Raw genomic sequence first — 14,384 nt, 5'->3', positions numbered from 1 at the left:
TCAGCGGAGCGGCCTCCCTGGCGGCGATACTGAGGTAAGTTTGCTCGCTACGGCACTTTCAGGGGCGCGGCGCGGCGAAACGGGGGGTCAGCGTGACCAGCGGTGTGCGACACCCGGGTGAGCGGTGGCGGATCCTCGGCTCCGGTCTGGTCGCAGCGGGAATCGGCGTGGGGGTTCTCGCGGGCGCACCGGTTGCCGCTGGGTCGCCGTCGGACTCCTCGGGGTCGCCAGGGTCCGCAGAGGCTTCGGGATCGGCGACGTCAACAGCGGATTCCGCACCGTCGACGGCCGACGCCGCGCCCGCCGAGCGCACGCCGCGGGGCGCCAAGAGCGGCGACACCGACAGATCCCGCAGCATCGACGATCGCCGCAGCGCACGCGCGGCCGCCCGCGGTGACGTCCGCGGTACCGACAACGAGTTCACGTGGCGGTGGCGGAATCACGCCGACAAGGATTCGCTGACCGAGGAGCGATCCGAGTCGGCCGGCCCCGTCGAGCGACCGGCGCCGGTCACACCGGCAGACGAGGCGCCGGCCACCCACTCCGACGAGCAGACTGCAGCTGCGCTGCCGTCCGCGCAGACTCTTGCCGAGGCGCCGCCGGGCGCCGGCACGGTGACGTTGCGCAGCGTGGTCAGTGCCCGCCCGGTCACCGTTGCCAGCATCGTGACCGACACCCTGACCTGGGTCGGACTCGGCCGGTTCGCCGACGGCCTACCGCTGCCCGCGAGCCCGGTCTCGTCGGTGCTGGAGGCGCTGTGGCTGGCGGTGCGCCAGAGCCAGTACACCTGGAACAACCAGCGGCCCCGCTCCGAGGTCACCACGTCCGGCCCGGGGCCCGACGGCACCGTCACCGGCGCCCTCAACGCTGTCGACTACGACGATGTCGCTCTGACGTATTCGCTGCACGCGGGCCCCAAGTACGGCACGGTCGTGCTCGACGGCGTCGGCGGGTTCACCTACATCCCGGACGGGTCGGGTCGCGCTGACACGTTCACGGTGACCATCGACGACACCGTCGGCAATCCGTTCCACGTGCACGGCCTGCTCGGCGCGCTCGGCCTGGCCGTCCCCACCCGGGTGGTGGTGAGCATCGCCGGGAACATCGCGCCCGCCGATCTGAACGAGGTGGCGGTCGTTACCGACGCCAAGGGGCGGGTCAAGGCCATCGACGGACGATTCACCGACCGCAAAGTCGGCAGTGCTGCCGACGCCGCCGCCGTACTCAACGACATGGCTGCGACCCTCGGCATCGCGGAGCACTTCGCTCGGACCGCCCACATCACGACCAGCAGGGTCGGTGTCGGGTCAACGGCCGAGATCATCTATCGGGTCACGGAATTCGTGGCCGGCATCGAGGTCATCGGCAGCGACGTGATTCTGGTGACCGATATCCACGGCGCGGTGACGGGCCTGTTCAACAACTATCGCGGGGTGGGGGAGAGCTTCGGCGTCACGCCCGACGCCACTCTGGACGAGGCCGACGAGATCCGCCGCCTCATCCGCGCCCGGTACCCGGAAAAGTCGCTGCGCAGTTCCGAACTGATCATCTACGCACTCGACGACGACAATCCGCGGTTGGCGTGGCGTGTGGTGGTCGAACGTTCCGCTCGCCACATGTTGGTGCCGTCGGGCGCGGTGGTGGTCTTCCACGCCGACGGGCCCTACGTCGGCGAAGTCATCGTCACCAATACCGCCGCGTCGGCCTTCGAGGTCACCGGATATGCCCGGGACTGGCTGGGTGACTACCGCGCCATCAACACCACGATGCGCAGGACACCGTGGTACGTGGTGCGCGAGATGTACGACACGACCCGCAACATCGCGACCTATCGGACGTCCTACCCGCTATGGGGCCTGGCCGGCCCTGCCCTGCCCGGCAGGGTGGTCACCCGCGGCTGGCTGGGCTGGGACCGCGGCGCGGTATCCGCCCACGCCAACGCCGCTGCCGTCTACGACTACTTCGCCACGGTGCTGGGCCGCACGTCATTCGACGACAAGGGTGCACTGATCGAGATCAGCATCAGGTATGCGCCGCTTCTGTCGCGCACATACGCCAACGCGTTCTGGGACCCGATCGCCCAGCAGTTCGTCTTCGGCAACCGGGGCCGCCTGGAAGCGGCGCTGGATATCGTGGGACACGAATTCACCCATGCCGTGGTGACTTCAGTCGTCGGCGGCGGTAAACCTGTGCTGTATCACGGAGAATCCGGAGCGCTCAACGAAGCCTACGCCGACATCCTCGGGATGTTGATCGAAGGCAAGCAGGGCCGGGGCCGATGGCTGATCGGGGAGGACTCCCTGCTCGGAGCCATCCGCAACCTCGCCGACCCGAAGTCGATCCGCACGTCGTTGGGGCCGTACCGCGCGCACTACGACGACCGCTACACCGGCTCCGGGGACAACTACGGGGAGCACATCAACAGCACGATCTTCAGCCATGCCGTGTACCGGATGATGGTCGACCCGGCCAATATTGGCGTCACCGACGAGATGTGGGCCACGGTCTTCTACCAGTCGCTGTCCCGGCTCGGTGCCACCTCGAAATTTCCCGAAGGCCGGGCCGCGGTGGTCAACACCAGCCGCGCACTGAACTTCAGCTCGGCTCAGGTCGCCGCGATCGAGCAGGCATTCGACGCGGTCGGTATCACGGCGGTCAGCGCACCCCTGAGCCTGGTCGCCTGACCGGTCGGTGGCCGGTCAGCCAGCGTCGTCGGTGCCCTGCAGGTAAGCGACCAGAGCGTTGGTCAGACCGCGGCGGGCGACGTCGAGGTCTGCGTAGGAACCCAACTGACGTTCGGAGGCCAAGCCGCGCATCGCGCCAGGGATCAGCGCAGCCACTTCCCGGACCCGTTCAGGGTCGACGTCCAAGCCGACGAACGCGTTTCGGCACGTCTGCAACCAGGATTGACCCCAGGAGTACAGTTCCGCGGCAGTCTGCGGGTAGAGACGTTCGAGCTCGCTGGGCTCCCGGGGCAGAGCGGCGCGCAGGTTCTCGATGGCCCGCGAATCCGGAGCGGCCAGACCGTGATACAGCGTCTCGATGATGGCGGTGACCCGGTCGCGCAGCGGCTCGTCGGCGCCGACGTCACTGAACAGATCGGCGCGCCGTTGTGCGGTCAGATGCAGCACCGCCGCCCAGAAGCCGTCGGCGTCGCCGAACTGATACTGCACCGCGCCCCAGGTGGCGCCGATGTCTTTGGCGATGCGGTTGGCCGACACCGACGCGGGATCGCCGGACGCCAGTGCGGTCAGCGCTGCCTCCAGCATGGTGGCGCGAGTAGCCTGCCCGCGCTTGTTGGGACGCCGAACGCGCGTAGCAGGCACCTCGGTCATATGCGCAGCGTACCCAAAGTTTCGTAGAACCTACTATGTTTCTGTCGTTCACTCGTTTATGCTCCGTGCATGGCCAAGCCACCCCTGTCGATGAAGCCGACCGGATGGTTTCAGGTTGCCTGGTCGGATGAGATCGCCGTCGGCGACGTGCACACGATGAAGTACTTCGACCAGGAGATGGTCGCGTGGCGGTCCGAGTCGGGCCAGATGACCGTGATGAATGCCTACTGCGAGCACCTCGGAGCACACCTGGGCTTCGGCGGAACCGTCAAAGGTGAAGTGTTGCAATGCCCGTTCCACGGATGGCAATGGAATCAGCAGGGCCGAAACGTGTGCATCCCCTACGAGGACCGGCCTAACCGCGGACGACGGATCAAAACCTACCCCGTCGTGGAACGCAATGAGTCGGTCTACATCTGGCACGACATCCTGGGCCGAGAACCATTCTTCGATGCGCCGGATATCTTCGCCAGTTTCGGAGACGAAAAGACCGCCGCCGATTATTACCCGCAGCAGCGGTTGTTCCGCCAGGGGCTGGAGATGCATCCCCAGTATGTCCTCGAAAACGGCGTGGACTTCGCGCATTTCAAGTATGTGCACAACACCCCGATCGTGCCGAAGTTCACCCGGCACGACTTCGACGACCCGGTGTCCTACGTCGATTTCACCATTACGTTCGAAGGTGACGACGGGCAGAAGATCGAGGATGTCGGCAGCGGAGTCGAAGCCATCAACGGCGGACTCGGTATCGCGGTGACCAAGAGCTGGGGCATGGTCGACAATCGGACCATCTCGGCGATCACCCCCGTCGACGAGTCGACCTCGGATATCCGATTCATGGTCTATATCGGCCGACCGGATCGAGACGTGCGAGACCCGGCACGTGCGCAGGCCAAGGCGACAGAATTCGGCGCCGAGGTGATCCGCCAGTTCAGCCAGGACATCCACATCTGGTCCCATCAGCGCTATTCGGACCCGCCCGCGTTGGCCGGCTCGGAGCTCGCGGGTTTCACCGCAATCCGGACGTGGGCCATGAAGTTCTATCCCGACGGCAAAGGTGGAAACGCCGCCGACTTGGCCGCCCGCAGAGAGGCAATGTCATGACAGTCAAAGTGTTTCAGGTCGCGACCGGCAACGTCGGCACGGAAATGATCAAACGAATCGCCACCCATCCCGACCTCGAATTGATCGGGGTGCACTGTTACTCGCCCGAGAAGGTCGGCGCAGATGTCGGTGAACTCGCCGGGCTGGCGCCGATCGGGGTGACCGCCACCGGCAGTGTCGAGGAGATCATCGCCGCCAAGCCCGATGTCCTGACGTTCCACGGTGTGTTCCCCGACGAGGATCTGTATGTGCAGATCCTGGAAGCCGGCATCGACATCGTCACCACCGCCGACTGGATCACCGGCTGGCACCGGGACCGCAACCACCCGCACCACTCGGGCAAACCGGTCACGCAGCTGCTGCAAGAGGCCTGCGAAAAGGGCGGTTCGACGTTCTATGGCACCGGCATGAACCCCGGTCTCAACCAGATCCTCGGGGTGGTGTGTTCGGCTGACGTCGCCGAGATCGAGAACGTCACGACGATCGAATCGGTCGACGTGTCGTGCCATCACTCCAAGGACACCTGGATCGAGGTCGGCTACGGCCAGCCGGCCGATGACCCGGAGATTCCCGGCAAGCTGGAGAAGTACACCCGGGTGTTCGCCGACAGCGTGCTGTTGATGGCGGACTGCTTCGGGCTCGAGCTCGACGAGGTGAAGTTCGAATACGAGCTCGGCGCGTGCACCAAGGACGTCGATCTGGGCTGGTACCAACTGCCCAAAGGCTCACTGGGCGGCAATTACATCAAGTACGTGGGGACAGTCGACGGAATCCCGCGGGTGGAAACCCATCTGGAGTGGCAGATGACGCCCTACACCGACCCCAGCTGGGACATCAAGGGCTGCTACATCACGCACATCAAAGGCGACCCGAACATCTACAACAAGCACATGATCTTCCCGAAACCCGGCGTGGACCTGTCTGACCCCACCGCGTTCGCCTCGATCGGGATGACGGTCACCGGGCTGCCGGCGCTCAACGCGATCAAGTCCGTCATCGCGGCGCCTCCCGGCATCGTCACCAGTGCGGACCTACCGTTACGTGGGTTCGCCGGCCGGTTCAAACTCTAGTCGGCGCCACCTCGGCGGTCGCGAGGCGTACGCTTCTCACCGGAATCGTTGCGCGTCTTGGCCCTCGGTGTCGATGCCTCGGAGTCGTCGGAACCGCGTTGGGCAGCCGACAGTGCTGACTCGGTGCTCTCATCGGCCTTGACCTCATCCTTGACGACGTCCTTGACGAGGGTCTTGATGGCGTCGGTTTCATCCAAGGTTTCGACCTTGGTTTCGACCTTGCTGACCTCGGGGATGTCGTCGCTGTCCACTGCTTCGACAACGTCTTCCGTTGCGGCGGTGTCTTCCGTTGCGGCGGTGTCTGTTTCGGGAAGCGCCGACGAACCACTGTCACGCCGTTGCTGCTCTTCGGACTCGACAGTCTCGATCGCTTCGGGGGCCACAGTCGACGACATCGAGAAGAAAATCGGGAACGGTGACATCGGGCGGGTCCATCCCGGCGGCGCATCGACGGGTGGGCGGTAGGGCAGACTGACAATCGGCGGCAGCCCGGGGATGTGTAGGTACAGGTTGTCGACGACGACGAACACCGCGGCAAGGAAGACGTCGTAGGTGAAGTCTGCGAAGTTCTTCAGTACGCCCTCGCCGCGCATGACGTCGGTGCTGTTGAAGACCGCGCTGGCCACGATGCTCTCGCCGAAGTTGTAGGCGATGTTCATGTGCTGTCCGAGGTAACCCAGTTGGCCGGTGAGGCCCCGGAATGCCTCGCGCATGTTCAGTGCGGTGGTGAGGAACGTTTGGTCGATCTCATCCGGGTCCCAGGTCTGCTGCAGGACCGGCTGCGATGTCGATGAGCCAGATGTGGAGGAGCTCTCTGTGGTGTGCGAAGACGACTGCAGTTCCGGTAACCAGGGCCAACCGGCCAGCGTGCGCGACGAGGCTGTCAGATCGACCGTCGTCGACGCGGCAACAGTGCCGACAGCAGGCGCGGCCCGATCCGGTGGTGGAGCCAAAACCGTGGCGCCAGTGACTGCAGCAACTGCCATCGCGGCCCCGGTGCGACCTACAAGACTCATGTTCGCCTTCCCCTCCTTAGTGGTCTCCCCGTGTGAGCAAAGTAACACAAAAACACCGTCGCTGTTAGCCCAATTTATTTGCTAGCGCGTCAATCTGGCGCGAACTAGTTCCGATGCGACGGGGTGTCGGCGATCCGTCCAACGCTCGTCAAAACCAGCGGAGATGCTTCATCAGCAGCGCCAGTCACGCTGAAAGCTATTGCATGGTAAAGACTTTAGATCAGGACAGATGCGTACTCCGCGCAGCGTCAGCGCCGTCCGGCAGTGGCGGGTAGATGTTGCCGGGATGGGCGAACGGTGGTCACCAAAAGTTCGCGGGCGGACACACTTACATCAGCCTGCGCCTTTGCCGTTGTCCACCCGGTACACCGCCCCGTGGATAGCCGCAGCGTCGTCGCTGGCCAGGAAAGCGATCGTCTTGGCTACGTCCTCGGTCGCCATGAACCCACGCGGCGATGCGATACGCATGATCAGGTCCCAGTCGGCGTTCTCCGGCGCCTGGAACTCCGTCGCCTGCGCGGTTGGCATGCCTCCTGGGCAGATCGCGTTGACGCGCAGGCGCTCCTTGGTGAACTCGATGGCCAGTGCGCGGGTCAGCCCGATCAGGCCGTGTTTGGCCGCGCAGTAGCCGGCCGAGTACACCTCACCTTCCACGCCGGCGATCGAGGAGACGTTGACGATGTTGCCGCCGGTCTCCAACAGGTGCGGCAGCGCGGCGCGGCACAGCAAGAACGGTCCCGTCAGATTCACCGCGAGGTCGGTCTGCCAGTCCTCATCGGACATGGTTGCGGTGTGGCGCATCTGGTGAAAGCCGGCGATGTTGGCCAGGACATCGAGCCTGCCGAAGTGCGCCACACAGTCCTCGACTGCCTGGGCGCACGCCTGCGGTGAGGTAATGTCCACCGATGCGAACGTCGCGTCAGGCAACTCCGCGAAGACCTCTGCCATGCGCGCGGCATCGCGGGCGATCCCGAACACTTTGGCGCCGCGCTCGGCGAACAACCTTGCTGTCGCTGCCCCCAAACCCGCCGACGCTCCGGTGACCAACGTGACCTTGCCGCTGAGTTGGCTCATGCACTGACCTTCTCATGACCGCGGTCGCGCCGGCGGCACGGCCGCCAGCAGGGTCCTGGTGTACTCCTGCTCGGGAGTCGAGAACACATCGTCGGCCGGCCGATTCTCGACGACCGCTCCATTGCGCATCACCAGCACGTCATGGCTGAGCTGGCGAATGACCGCGAGGTCATGGCCGATCAGCAGATAGGTCAGGCCGAGTTCTCGTTGCAGCTGCGCGAGCAACTCCAGCACCCGCGCCTGCACGGACACATCCAGAGACGCGGTCGCTTCGTCGAGAATCAACAGGTCCGGTTGGGCCGCCAGGGCACGGGCGATGCTCACCCGCTGACGCTGCCCGCCGGAAAGCTCATGGGGAAACCGCTGCGCGAACGAGGTCGGCAACCCGACGAGGTCGAGCAGTTCGGCAACTCGGGCCCGGCGCGCCTGTGTGCCGTCGGTCAGGCGGTGCACCACCAGCGGCTCGGCGATGGAGGTGCCAACCCGTGAACGCGGGTCCAGCGACGAGAACGGATCCTGCAACACCAGGCCGATACGTCGTCGAAGTGCTTTCGCGGCGCGGCCTTTCGCCCCGAGGATGTCGATGCCGCCGAGGGTGGCCGTGCCGTGATCAGGTGTGACCAGTCCAGTCAGACACGCCGCGATTGTCGATTTGCCCGACCCCGATTCCCCGACCAGACCCATGGTGGTTGCTCGCCGGACGGTGAATGCGACGTCCTTGACCGCGTGCACCTTTGATCGGCCCACCGGGGTGGACACCGAGAACTCCACGTCGAGGCCGGTGACTTCCAGTAACGGCTCCATCGAGGCAACCGGGGCCGGCCCGGGGCGGTCGAGCACCGGCCGGGCAGCCAGCAGATCACGGGTGTAGTCGGCGTGCGGATGGTCGAATACGGCATCGATCGCAGCCTGTTCGACCGGGACGCCGTCGCGGAGCACGGTCACGTCGTCGGCTACCTGCCCGATCACGCCGAGGTCATGGCTGATCCACACCACCGCCGTACCGAAATCGCGTTGCAGGCGCCGCACCAGCTCGATGATCTGGGCCTGGGTGGTGACATCCAGCGCGGTGGTGGGTTCGTCGGCGATCAGCAGCTCCGGGTCGCACGCCAACGCGATCGCGATCATCACCCGCTGACGTTGCCCACCCGAGAGTTGGTGGGGGTAGGCATGTAACCGCGTCTGCGGGTCTGGCAACCCGACGGCGTCGAGCAATTCCACGGCGCGGGCGGTCGCCGCGCGGCGGGTCAGCCTCTTGTGTGTCTCCAGTGATTCGGTGATCTGCCGCTCCAACGTCAGCAGCGGGTTCAAAGACGTGCCGGGGTCTTGAAAGACGAATCCGATCCGGGCGCCGTGCACGCTGCGCAGCACGCGTGGGGTGGCGCCGACGAGTTGGACGGGCGCGTCACCGGCGAGTGTGCTGCTGCCCGACACCCTGGCCCCCGGCGCATCGAGCAGGCCGGTCGCGGCCAGCACCGTCATCGTCTTGCCTGACCCGGACTCGCCGACGATGCCGACGGTACGTTCCCGATGCACCTGGAACGAGACCTTGTCGACGATGGTCTGCGATCCGATGCGCACGCCGAGATCTTGCACACTGAGCACCGGGGAGGAGGTCATCGGCTCTCCCGCCTACGGGCTTCGACGGTGGTGCGTTGCTTGGGGTCCATCACGTCACGCAGCCCGTCACCGAACATGTTGAACGCCAGCACGATCACGAAGATCGCGGCACCGGGGAACACGGCCATCCACCAGGCCATCGTGACGAATCCCTGGGAGTCGAAGATCATCCGTCCCAGCGAGGGCTGCGGTGGTTGGATTCCCAGTCCCAAGAACGACAGTGCCGCCTCGCTGAGGATGGCGAACGCCAACGACAGCGACGTCTGAACGATCAGCGGACCGGCGATGTTCGGCAACACGTGGCGGCGCAAGATGTAGAGGTCTCCGCTGCCCATCGCACGCGAGGCCGACACGTACGGTTCGGTGCGCACGCCCAACGTGCTGGCCCGGGCAACCCGCGCGAAGATCGGTGTGTAGACAATGCCGATCGCCAGGATCGTCGTCGTCACGCCGGGCCCCAGGATCGCGACGACGGCCAGCGCCAACAACAGCACCGGGAACGCGAACATCACGTCGACCATCCGCATCAGCACGGTGTCCAGCCAGCCGCCCCGGTAGCCGGCCAGCACACCGACGGTGACCCCGACCAGCACCGCGAAGATGACGCTGACCACCGCGATCTGCATCGACGCCTGGATGGCCACCAGAACACGCGACAAGATGTCACGACCGAGTTCGTCGGTACCGAACCAATGCGATCCACTGGGCGACTGCAACGCGTTCGGGACGTTGATGTCGTTGACCCCGTAGGGCGCAATCCAGCCGGCGGTCCCCGCCACCACAGCCACCACGGTCAGAACAATGGCACTGACCAGGGTCACCGGGTTACGTGCCAGCAACCGCCATGCCGAAATCCGGCCGCTCTGTGCGTCGTTGGTGGTCATCCCAGCCGGATCCTCGGATCGACCACTGCGTAGAGCACGTCGACGAGCAGATTGATCAGCAGGAACAGCGCCGCGATCAGCAGCACCGCGCCCTGGATCACCGGGTAGTCGCGCGCTGCCACGGCGTTGTACACCAACCGTCCCAGACCCGGCCACGCGAACACCACCTCGACGACGATCACACCGCCCAGCAGCGTTGCCAACTGGATACCGGTGATCGTCAGGATCGGAACCAGTGCGTTGCGCACGGTGTGACGGAACGTCACCACCCGCGGCGACAATCCTTTGGAGCGCGCGGTTCGCACGTAACCCATCGCGGTGACGTCGAGTACCGCGGAACGGACATAGCGGGTCATGATCGCCGCGGCCACCACCGCCACTGTCAGCGCGGGCAACACGATGTGTCGCGCCCAACCGACCGGATCGTCGAACAGCGGCCGGTACCCCGAGGTCGGCAGCCATCCCAGGGTCGAGGAGAACAGCGCGATCAGCAGGATGCCCATCCAGAAGTCGGGCACCGACACACCGAACTGGCTGGTGACCCGCACGATCGCATCGCTGAGGCGGCCCTCGTGCAGCGCGGAGTAGATGCCCGCGGGCAGGGCGATCAGTAGTGCGATCAGGATCGCGACCAGGCCCAGCGACAAGGTTGCGGGCAGCCGGTCCAGCAGCGTGACCGTGACCGGGTCGCCGTTGCGGAAACTGACCCCGAGGTCACCGGTCAGCGCCGAACCCAGATATCCGAAGAACTGCGTGACGATCGGGCGGTCCAGCCCGCTGGCGGCGCGCAGCGCCTCGTACGCCTCAGGGGTGTAACGGGTACCCAACGCGATGCGCACTGGATCACCGGGCACCAGATGCACCAGGGCGAAGACCACCACCAGCACGCCGAGCAACACCACGGCCGAGTACAGCAGTCGGCGCGCGACGAACCGGGTGATCGGGTGGGTCAGCACGCGAGACGGGGTCACGACGAGGTCTCACCGCCGATGTCAAGGGTCGCGTCGCGAAACCGGACCGCGCCGTCGCGGCGCGCCTGATAATTCTGCAGCGCCGGGTTCCAGGCCTGGATGACTGACGGGTTGTACAGGTAGATATAGCTGGCTTCGTCAGCGATCAGCGTTGCGACGCGGGCATAGTCGGCGCGCCGCGCGTCCTGATCGGTCTGCACCCGGCCGGCGTCGAGCAGGCGGTCGACCTCGGCATTGGAGAACTTCTGCGCGTTGCTCGTCCCGTCGGTGTGGTGCTGGGCATAGTAGAAGTCGTCCGGATCGATGTTGCCCAACCAGCCCATCATCAACATGTCGAAGTTGCCGGAATTCTGCTCATCGAGCCACGTGGCGAAGTCGACGGTGCGGATGTTGACGGTGATGCCCAGCGGCGCAAGGTTGTCGGCGATGATCTGCGCAGCGGTCACCGTCTGCGGATACTCGGTGGTCACCAGCATATCCATGTCAGCTGGCGAAGTGTTGCTCTCCGCCAACAATTCTCGTGCCCTGTCGACGCCACCGCTGTCGTAGCGGTCGTAACGGGTGTACCACGGATTGCCTTCCGGGATCGCCAGCTGGTTGGCTTCGGCGGTGCCGTAGCTGGTGGCCGCCACGATCGCATCGCGATCGATCGCATGGGCGATTGCCTGGCGCACCCGGACGTCATCCCACGGCGCCCGGGCCTGATTGAGTGCCAGGTACCAGTAGTCGTTGCTCGGTGTCACGGCCAATGTCAGTGAATCATCGTCACGCAATTGTGAAACCCGCTGCGGAGGAACAGAGTCGGTCCAGTCCACCTCGCCGGCCTGCAGCGCGGACAACGCCGTCGACGGCTCCGAGATGAACCGGAACGTCACACCTGTCAATTCCGGAGCGCCACCCCAATACTGGGGATTGGCGGTCAACGAGATGGAGTCCCCGCTGCGCTGGCCGCGGAAGCTGAACGGTCCGGTGCCCACCGGGTTGGTCGCGATCTGCCCACTTTCGACATTGGCGCGCGAGACGATCGCCATTCCCTTGAACCCGCCGAGATTGGTCAGCATGTTCGGCGTCGGCCTGGACACCCGCACCACGACCGTGCCTGGGTCGGGCGCTTCCACCGCCGTCACGGCGCTGAACTTGTCGACGTTGGACAGTTGCTCGTCGATGATCCGGCGATAGGAGTAGACGACGTCGTCGGCGGTCAGGGGCGCACCGTCGTGGAATGTCACGCCCTCGCGCAAGCGGAACGTCCAGGTGAGCTCGTCGGGGCTGACCTCCCAGGACTCGGCCAGTGCCGGGCGCATCTGGAGGTTCTCATCGGGTTCGACCAGCGTGTCGAAGACGTTTTCCAGCACTTGGAACGAAAAGTAGGCGGTGGTCTTGTGCGGGTCGAGCTGATCGGGCTCCCCGGCGATCGCCGCCACCAGACTGCCCTCTGCGCCTTCACCCAGGGACACCCGCTGACCGGTCGAACACGCCGTCAGCGCAGCCATCAGCAGCGCAATGGCGAGAACAGCGGTTCGCGCCGCGGTCCGCGCCATGTGCATCACCCCGGGTCTTGAGCTTGCCACGGCCCCTCTACCCGATGCGCCGAACCGGCAAACACGTGACTTCTGTGCACTCTGGCTGGGATACTCCAGAAGCTTTCCACGTCCGCCCTACTGAAGGAACACTTGTGAAACTGCTGCGGGGTGTGGCCGTGCTGTCGGCTGTACTCACCGTCGTCCTCGGTATGTCCGTCGGTTCCGCGGCGCCCGCCCGCGCCGCCGAGGTGATGGAAGGTGTCTACAGCTACACCACTGCTGACGGCACGCCGGGGACCTGGACGATCTATCCGAGCTGTGTTCCCGTGGTCGGTGATCTGCGCGAGCCGCTCTACCTGCCGGTCGCGTGCACGCTGAACATCGCGGGCACCGGGGGCGCGCCGAGCGGGTACGCGAAACTGGTCAGCAACCTCTGGAGTTTCACCACCCCGAACCCCGAGGGGATGAAGTGCCCCGACGGTAGCTGGGCCCCCACAGTCGACACGGTCTCGTTTGACGACGCGACGATGTCGGGCACCCGCAGCGTCGCCCACAACGGCAACTGCGGCATGCAACCGGGCATCATCAAGTCCCCGTTCACCCTGGCCTATCGCGAACCGTTGGCCATGCCGGTCGACCGCTACCCCCTGATCTGCGAACCGGGCGGGCTGCGGCGCTGTTTCTGAACCGAGGAGGACACATCGGTGAGCACTGCTGACGTCAAGCGGGTCGTCGTCTGGGGCACCGGCTTCGTCGGACGGATGGTGATCCCCGAGATCCTTCGTCACCCGCGTTTCGCGCTGGTCGGGGTCGGCGTCAGCAACCCCGCCAAGGTCGGCCGCGACGTCGGTGAGCTCTGCGGCGGCGACTCCGTCGGACTGGCCGCCACCGACGACGTCGACGCGCTGATCGACCTGAAACCCGACGCCCTGGTGCACTACGGACCCACCGCCAACCACGCCGATGCGAACATCGCGCTGATCACCCGATTCCTGCGTGCCGGGATCGACGTCTGCTCCACCGCCATGACGCCGTGGATCTGGCCGAGCATGCACCTCAACCCACCGGACTGGATTCAACCGATCACAGTGGCCTGCGAGCTGGGTGAGTCCTCGTGCTTCACCACCGGCATCGATCCCGGCTTCGCCAATGACCTGTTCCCGATGACGTTGATGGGACTGTGCTCAGAGGTGCGGCAGGTTCGGGCGAGTGAACTGCTGGACTACACCAACTACGAGGGCGACTACGACCGTGAGATGGGGATCGGGAGACCACCGGAATACCGTGCCCTGCTGGAGAATCCCGACATTCTGGTATTCGCTTGGGGTGCCACAGTGCCGATGATCGCCCAGGCGGCCGGCATCATGCTCGACGACATCACCACGACCTGGGAGAAGTGGGTGACACCCACCGAACGTGCCACCGCCAAAGGCGTCATCGCCCCAGGAAACGTCGCTGCCGTGCGGTTCACCATCAACGGCATCTATCAGGGGCAGACCCGTATCCAGCTCGAGCACGTCAACCGGATCGGCAACGACGCCGCACCGGACTGGCCGTCGGGCGCGGACAACGACGTCTACCGCGTGGACATCGAAGGCACGCCGAGCATCTTCCAGGAGACGGCCTTCCGGTTCACCGACGGTTCAGGCCGTGACGCGGCCGCCGCCGGATGCCTGGCCACCGGACTGCGGGCGCTCAACGCCGTGCCCGCAGTCAACGACCTGTCGCCGGGCTGGGTCACCGCCCTGGACCTGCCGCTGATTCCCGGCGCCGGAACGATTCGCTGA

At 65.4% G+C, this 14,384-nt stretch carries 12 protein-coding genes; 5 read left to right on the top strand and 7 right to left on the bottom strand.

All coding sequences use genetic code 11. From position 1 onward, the window contains the following. Positions 1 to 92: 92 nt before the first annotated feature. Positions 93 to 2,684 (top strand): M4 family metallopeptidase, encoded by a 2,592-nt coding sequence (locus KXD98_RS16090; RefSeq protein WP_260759371.1) that lies wholly within the window; start codon positions 93 to 95, stop codon positions 2,682 to 2,684. A gap of 15 nt (positions 2,685 to 2,699) precedes the next feature. Here KXD98_RS16090 and KXD98_RS16085 read toward each other — a convergent pair whose 3' ends face one another. Next, on the bottom strand, positions 2,700 to 3,335 hold the full coding sequence (locus KXD98_RS16085; RefSeq protein WP_260759370.1) for a TetR/AcrR family transcriptional regulator: 636 nt from the start codon (positions 3,333 to 3,335) through the stop codon (positions 2,700 to 2,702). Positions 3,336 to 3,404: 69 nt separating this feature from the next. Between KXD98_RS16085 and KXD98_RS16080 the strand changes: the two genes are divergently transcribed. Both KXD98_RS16080 and KXD98_RS16075 read left to right on the top strand, forming a co-directional pair. Beyond that, the gene (locus tag KXD98_RS16080) at positions 3,405 to 4,439 is read left to right on the top strand and encodes a Rieske 2Fe-2S domain-containing protein (RefSeq protein ID WP_260759369.1); all 1,035 of its coding nucleotides are present in this window, start codon (positions 3,405 to 3,407) and stop codon (positions 4,437 to 4,439) included. Next, the gene (locus tag KXD98_RS16075) at positions 4,436 to 5,509 is read left to right on the top strand and encodes a dihydrodipicolinate reductase (RefSeq protein ID WP_260759368.1); all 1,074 of its coding nucleotides are present in this window, start codon (positions 4,436 to 4,438) and stop codon (positions 5,507 to 5,509) included. Before KXD98_RS16080 ends, KXD98_RS16075 begins: the two co-directional genes overlap by 4 nt. Here KXD98_RS16075 and KXD98_RS16070 read toward each other — a convergent pair. From KXD98_RS16070 to KXD98_RS16045, 6 genes are all read right to left on the bottom strand, one after another. Continuing rightward, positions 5,506 to 6,525, bottom strand: coding sequence for a hypothetical protein (locus KXD98_RS16070; RefSeq protein ID WP_260759367.1), 1,020 nt, complete (start codon positions 6,523 to 6,525; stop codon positions 5,506 to 5,508). The two genes, KXD98_RS16075 and KXD98_RS16070, sit on opposite strands and share 4 nt — an antisense overlap. A gap of 333 nt (positions 6,526 to 6,858) precedes the next feature. Then, positions 6,859 to 7,599 carry an SDR family NAD(P)-dependent oxidoreductase gene (locus KXD98_RS16065; protein ID WP_260759366.1) on the bottom strand — a complete coding sequence of 247 codons (741 nt, stop codon included), beginning with the start codon at positions 7,597 to 7,599 and terminating at the stop codon, positions 6,859 to 6,861. 12 nt (positions 7,600 to 7,611) lie between these two features. After that, positions 7,612 to 9,219: an ABC transporter ATP-binding protein gene (locus KXD98_RS16060; protein WP_260759365.1), complete on the bottom strand. Its 1,608-nt coding sequence runs from the start codon at positions 9,217 to 9,219 to the stop codon at positions 7,612 to 7,614. After that, positions 9,216 to 10,103, bottom strand: a complete 888-nt coding sequence (locus tag KXD98_RS16055; RefSeq protein ID WP_260759364.1) for an ABC transporter permease — start codon at positions 10,101 to 10,103, stop codon at positions 9,216 to 9,218. Before KXD98_RS16055 ends, KXD98_RS16060 begins: the two co-directional genes overlap by 4 nt. Beyond that, positions 10,100 to 11,074 carry an ABC transporter permease gene (locus tag KXD98_RS16050; RefSeq protein ID WP_260759363.1) on the bottom strand — a complete coding sequence of 325 codons (975 nt, stop codon included), beginning with the start codon at positions 11,072 to 11,074 and terminating at the stop codon, positions 10,100 to 10,102. Before KXD98_RS16050 ends, KXD98_RS16055 begins: the two co-directional genes overlap by 4 nt. After that, a complete protein-coding gene (locus KXD98_RS16045) occupies positions 11,071 to 12,615 on the bottom strand; it encodes an ABC transporter substrate-binding protein (RefSeq protein ID WP_260759362.1) in 1,545 nt (514 codons plus the stop codon). Before KXD98_RS16045 ends, KXD98_RS16050 begins: the two co-directional genes overlap by 4 nt. A 134-nt stretch (positions 12,616 to 12,749) precedes the next feature. On the opposite strand from KXD98_RS16045, the gene KXD98_RS16040 reads away from it, so the two are divergent. After that, positions 12,750 to 13,283: a hypothetical protein gene (locus tag KXD98_RS16040; RefSeq protein ID WP_260759361.1), complete on the top strand. Its 534-nt coding sequence runs from the start codon at positions 12,750 to 12,752 to the stop codon at positions 13,281 to 13,283. Between the two features lie 75 nt (positions 13,284 to 13,358). Further along, positions 13,359 to 14,384: a dihydrodipicolinate reductase gene (locus tag KXD98_RS16035; RefSeq protein WP_260765235.1), complete on the top strand. Its 1,026-nt coding sequence runs from the start codon at positions 13,359 to 13,361 to the stop codon at positions 14,382 to 14,384.

It is taken from the genome of Mycobacterium sp. SMC-4 (assembly GCF_025263265.1).
GTDB lineage: Bacteria > Actinomycetota > Actinomycetes > Mycobacteriales > Mycobacteriaceae > Mycobacterium.
This window is presented reverse-complemented; position numbering and strand designations above follow the sequence as displayed.

What these genes read in the sequence shown, in the direction of transcription:
- KXD98_RS16055 (WP_260759364.1), bottom strand. Translation starts at nt 10,103, where the DNA reads ATGACCACCAACGACGCACAGAGCGGCCGGATTTCGGCATGGCGGTTG.
- KXD98_RS16070 (WP_260759367.1), bottom strand. Translation starts at nt 6,525, where the DNA reads ATGAGTCTTGTAGGTCGCACCGGGGCCGCGATGGCAGTTGCTGCAGTC.
- KXD98_RS16035 (WP_260765235.1), top strand. Translation starts at nt 13,359, where the DNA reads ATGGTGATCCCCGAGATCCTTCGTCACCCGCGTTTCGCGCTGGTCGGG.
- KXD98_RS16060 (WP_260759365.1), bottom strand. Translation starts at nt 9,219, where the DNA reads ATGACCTCCTCCCCGGTGCTCAGTGTGCAAGATCTCGGCGTGCGCATC.
- KXD98_RS16065 (WP_260759366.1), bottom strand. Translation starts at nt 7,599, where the DNA reads ATGAGCCAACTCAGCGGCAAGGTCACGTTGGTCACCGGAGCGTCGGCG.
- KXD98_RS16080 (WP_260759369.1), top strand. Translation starts at nt 3,405, where the DNA reads ATGGCCAAGCCACCCCTGTCGATGAAGCCGACCGGATGGTTTCAGGTT.
- KXD98_RS16045 (WP_260759362.1), bottom strand. Translation starts at nt 12,615, where the DNA reads ATGGCGCGGACCGCGGCGCGAACCGCTGTTCTCGCCATTGCGCTGCTG.
- KXD98_RS16085 (WP_260759370.1), bottom strand. Translation starts at nt 3,335, where the DNA reads ATGACCGAGGTGCCTGCTACGCGCGTTCGGCGTCCCAACAAGCGCGGG.
- KXD98_RS16075 (WP_260759368.1), top strand. Translation starts at nt 4,436, where the DNA reads ATGACAGTCAAAGTGTTTCAGGTCGCGACCGGCAACGTCGGCACGGAA.